The organism is Azospira sp. MPR-E4 (assembly GCF_058809645.1).
The window spans coordinates 1-3,648 of the sequence record NZ_JBXAST010000104.1 but is presented as its reverse complement, the minus strand read 5'-3'; the positions used below and the strand labels follow the sequence as shown (position 1 = coordinate 3,648).

General features: G+C 70.1%; 4 protein-coding genes. All 4 read right to left on the bottom strand.

The genetic code is table 11. The annotated features are described in order from the left end of the window. Positions 1-384: 384 nt before the first annotated feature. Positions 385-561 carry a hypothetical protein gene (locus AC1RTA_RS16465; protein ID WP_172974716.1) on the bottom strand — a complete coding sequence of 59 codons (177 nt, stop codon included), beginning with the start codon at positions 559-561 and terminating at the stop codon, positions 385-387. A 180-nt stretch (positions 562-741) separates the two neighbouring features. Continuing rightward, positions 742-1,896, bottom strand: coding sequence for a pyridoxal phosphate-dependent aminotransferase (locus AC1RTA_RS16460; RefSeq protein ID WP_130458963.1), 1,155 nt, complete (start codon positions 1,894-1,896; stop codon positions 742-744). 186 nt (positions 1,897-2,082) lie between these two features. Next, positions 2,083-2,811, bottom strand: a complete 729-nt coding sequence (locus tag AC1RTA_RS16455) for a hypothetical protein (protein WP_492785350.1) — start codon at positions 2,809-2,811, stop codon at positions 2,083-2,085. 254 nt (positions 2,812-3,065) lie between these two features. Further along, positions 3,066-3,648, bottom strand: a 583-nt coding sequence (locus tag AC1RTA_RS16450; protein ID WP_492785349.1) for a hypothetical protein, incomplete at its 5' end; no start/stop codon positions are given.

The following is a 3,648-nucleotide window of genomic DNA, read 5'->3' as shown; positions in this document are numbered from 1 at the left end:
CCCTCCTCCCCCTCCAATGCGGCAAATCAGGGAAGGAGTTGAAGTTGTTCCACCACCACCAACGCCTAATCAGTCAGGAGGTAAGAAGGATGGCAAATGACAATAAACCAGCATCTCCACCGCCACCTCCACCGCCGCCTCCAATGCGCCTAGTGAAAGACAGCGTTGACTGCATCCGGCCAGCGCCGATACCGAAGCCGCCTAGTTCGGGTGGGAAAAAACCATAGTATCCATGGTTTGTATCTGCAGTCGCGTAAAGCAAAAGGGCACGTCACCGTGCCCTTTTTTACTGCCTCACCGAGGCGTCCAATCCACGCCATTCTCCAGGCACACCACCCGAAGAATGGCGTCCCGCCTTGCCCCCAGGCCAGGCGGATTACGGAATCACTTGCCGGCGTCTTCCGGCTGGCCGGCGGCCCGCTTCCACGCGGCTTCTTCGGCCAGTTCCCTGGCCCGCAGTTCCTGCCATTGGGCTTCGCTCAGCCCGTGGCTGCCGTCGCAGTATTCGCGGCGGCCGCAGCCGCAGCGGCCGATGTCGGCCGGATTTTCCTGTACCCGCATGGGGATGCTCCTGATGTTGCGGTTGATCGAGACGCCGGCTGTGGCGCCGGCCCGCTGCAAAGACCGCCGGGGCGGCGGAAAATTCCCCGACCATGAAAAAAGCGCGGTGACTGCCGCGCTTTTTCTTTGGGACCGGGAGCTGCCGCCGGCCCGCCGATGGCGGTCCGGGCCGCGCCCGGCTCAGATGCCGCGCAGCTTTTCGCCGGCGGCGGCCAGAGTGGATTCCTGCTTGGCGAAGCAGAAGCGCACCACCTTGTCGTCCCGGCCGTCCGGGTAGAAGACGGAGACGGGGATCACCGCCACCCCCACTTCCCGGGTCAGCCACTGGGCGAACTCGGTGTCGGGCAGATCGGAGATGGCATCGTAGCGGGCCAGCTGGAAGTAGGTGCCGCGGCTGGGCAGCAGTTCGAACTTGGTGCCGGCCAGCTGCTGGCGGAAGAAGTCCCGCTTCTGCCGGTAGAACTCGGCCAGTTGCAGGTGCCGGGAGTGGTCGGCCATGAAGGCGGCCAGGCCCACCTGGGAGGGGGCGTGCACGGTGAATACGTTGAACTGGTGCACCTTGCGGAACTCGGCCATGAGGGCGGCGGCGCCGTAGCAGTAGCCGATTTTCCAGCCGGTGATGTGGTAGGTCTTGCCGAAGCTGGAGACGATCAGGCTGCGGGCGGCCAGCTCCGGGTGGCGGGCCAGGGACTGGTGCTCGCCTTCGAAGCAGATGTGTTCGTACACCTCGTCCCCCAGCACCACGATATTGGTGTCGCGGGTCAGTTCCGCCAGGGCCTCCAGGTCGGCGGCGTCGAGCAGGCTGCCGGTGGGGTTGTGGGGGGTGTTGACGATGATCATGCGGGTGCGGGGCGTGATCAGGGCGCGCACCTCGTTCCAGTCGGGCTTGTAGTCCGGGTAGCGGAGGTTGGCGTAGATGGCCTTGGCGCCCACGGTCTCGATGGCGGGCACGTAGGAGTCGTACACCGGGGCGAAGACGATGACCTCGTCCCCCGGGCCGGCGAAGGCGGCGATGGCGGTGAACAGAGCCTGGGTGGCGCCGGCGGTAACGGTGATCTCGCTCTCGGCATCGTAGGCGGTGCCGTAGAGGGCCTGGACCTTGGCGGCGATGGCCTGGCGCAGTTCCGGCAGGCCGGTCATGGGGGCGTACTGGTTGCGCCCGTCGAGCATGGCCTGATGCACGGCGTCGAACAGGCTGCGGTCGGCCTGGAAGTCGGGGAAGCCCTGGGACAGGTTGATGGCGCCGCATTCGGCGGCCAGCTTGCTCATCACGGTGAAAATGGTGGTGCCGACCCAAGGCAGCTTGGAGTCGATGGCGACGGGAGATTGGGGCATGGAAATCGGGACTTGAGGCTTGGGGAAGCGGAAGTTTAGGCCCTTTCGCCGGAATAGGCACCTGGGGCCATCCCCGGTTGCGGAGGGAAGGCGACGGCGGGCCTGCCGGGGGTTTGGGCGGTACCCGGCCCGTCTTCCCGGTTCGCGGCGGGCGCCCTTATTGGGGCCGGGCAGCCCCGGTACGCCTCAGTCCGCGGCAGCCCGGGCCGGCGCGGGGGCCGCCGCATCCTCCTTGGCCAGCAGCAGGCAGCGCTTGCCGCTGCGGGCGCAGTAGTCCTGCACCCGCCAGTAGTCGTCGTGGCTGAGGCAGCCGGTCTGGCACAGCACCAGGTCGGCCGCCGCCAGGGCCTCGGTCAGTTGGGCCTCGTCGGGCAGGGCCGCCACCAGGTCGGCGGAGAGGATGGCCACGGTGCCCGGCCCCGTGGCCGCTTCCCTGGCCCGCAGGCTTTCCCGCTCGGCCCGCCACAGGGCGGCGTTGCGCTCCCGCTCCAGGGCGACGATGCGCTCGGCCTGGATGTCCAGCAGGCGCACCAACTCCTGCCGCCCGGCCAGGCCCGGCACCTGGCGGCGCAGTTCCGCCAGTTCCTCCCGCAGCAGTTCCAGGGCCGTGTCACGCACCATGAGCTGGCCGCGCAGGGCCAGCAGCTGGTCGTCCCGCGCTGCCAGCAGGGCCGCCAGGGCCCGGCGCTCGGCGTCGTGCTCCGCCTGCAGTTCAGCCTGGAGTTCGCTGTGCACTTCGGCACGCAGCTCCTCGAACTGCCGCCCCACCCGCTGCTGCACCTGGCCCAGGTAGCGCAGCAGGATGCTGCGCTCGCAGGGTTGGGCAGAACGGCCGGGGCCGGCCGGAAAAATGGCGGCGTCGGCGTCGGCAGTAGCGCCGGGCAGGGGCGGAAGGTCGGCAGGCAGATGGGCCATGGTCGGCTCCCAGGAAAGGTGGATGAAGGTGGCGCGGGGGCGGCGTTCGCCAGCCCGTTTTGCGCCCCCGCCGGCAGCCCTGGGCTGCCCGCCAAACGGCGGCGACAGGGGCGCCCGGCGAGGCGCCATGGCGTCATCCTAGTACAGTCTCCACCCCATGTAAACGCGAACGACTCGCAACAACTAGCTTTTACACGGCATAAAAAAGGGCGCCCCTGGGGACGCCCGTATTGCCGCATCGCCGCGGCCAGGGCTCAGCGGTCGCCGTCGCCGCCCGACCGATCGTTGCGCCGGCCGCCGCCCCAGGAGTTGCCTTGGCGCTGCTCGCCGCCATCGCCACCCCGGGGCGGGGTCACCCGGCTCTCGCCGGAGCTGCCGCCGTCGGCGCTGCGGCCGCCGCCGTCCCGGCCCATGCTGCGCTCCCCGCCCGGCTGGCCGGACTGGCCCCGGGGCTGGAGCGGAGCGCTGCGGATCTCTTCGCGACGGTAGCCGCTGTCCCGGTCCAGGGGCGTCAGGCGGCGCTGCTCGACGCTGCTGTCGGCACCGGGCCGGTTGCGCTCCTGGGGGGCGACGCCGTTGCCCGGGGTGCCGCGGCGGCTGTCGTCACCCCGGTCATTGCGGTCGCCCCAGCCGCCATCCTGGTTGCCGCGGCGCCCATCGCGGTCGCGCCCCTGGACGCCGTCGGGGATGCCGTCCCGGTCCCGGTCCTGTCGGCTGTCCCAGCCGCCGGCGCCATCCCGGTCGCGCCGGGGCGAGACGTCGTTGCCGCCGTAGCCGTAACCGGGGCGGCCCTGGCCATCGGCACCGGGGCGGGCAGGCTGGGGCACGGCCTGGGGC

Coding starts and splice junctions, on each gene's coding strand:
- AC1RTA_RS16465 (WP_172974716.1), bottom strand. CDS start 561: ATGCGGGTACAGGAAAATCCGGCCGACATCGGCCGCTGCGGCTGCGGC.
- AC1RTA_RS16460 (WP_130458963.1), bottom strand. CDS start 1,896: ATGCCCCAATCTCCCGTCGCCATCGACTCCAAGCTGCCTTGGGTCGGC.
- AC1RTA_RS16455 (WP_492785350.1), bottom strand. CDS start 2,811: ATGGCCCATCTGCCTGCCGACCTTCCGCCCCTGCCCGGCGCTACTGCC.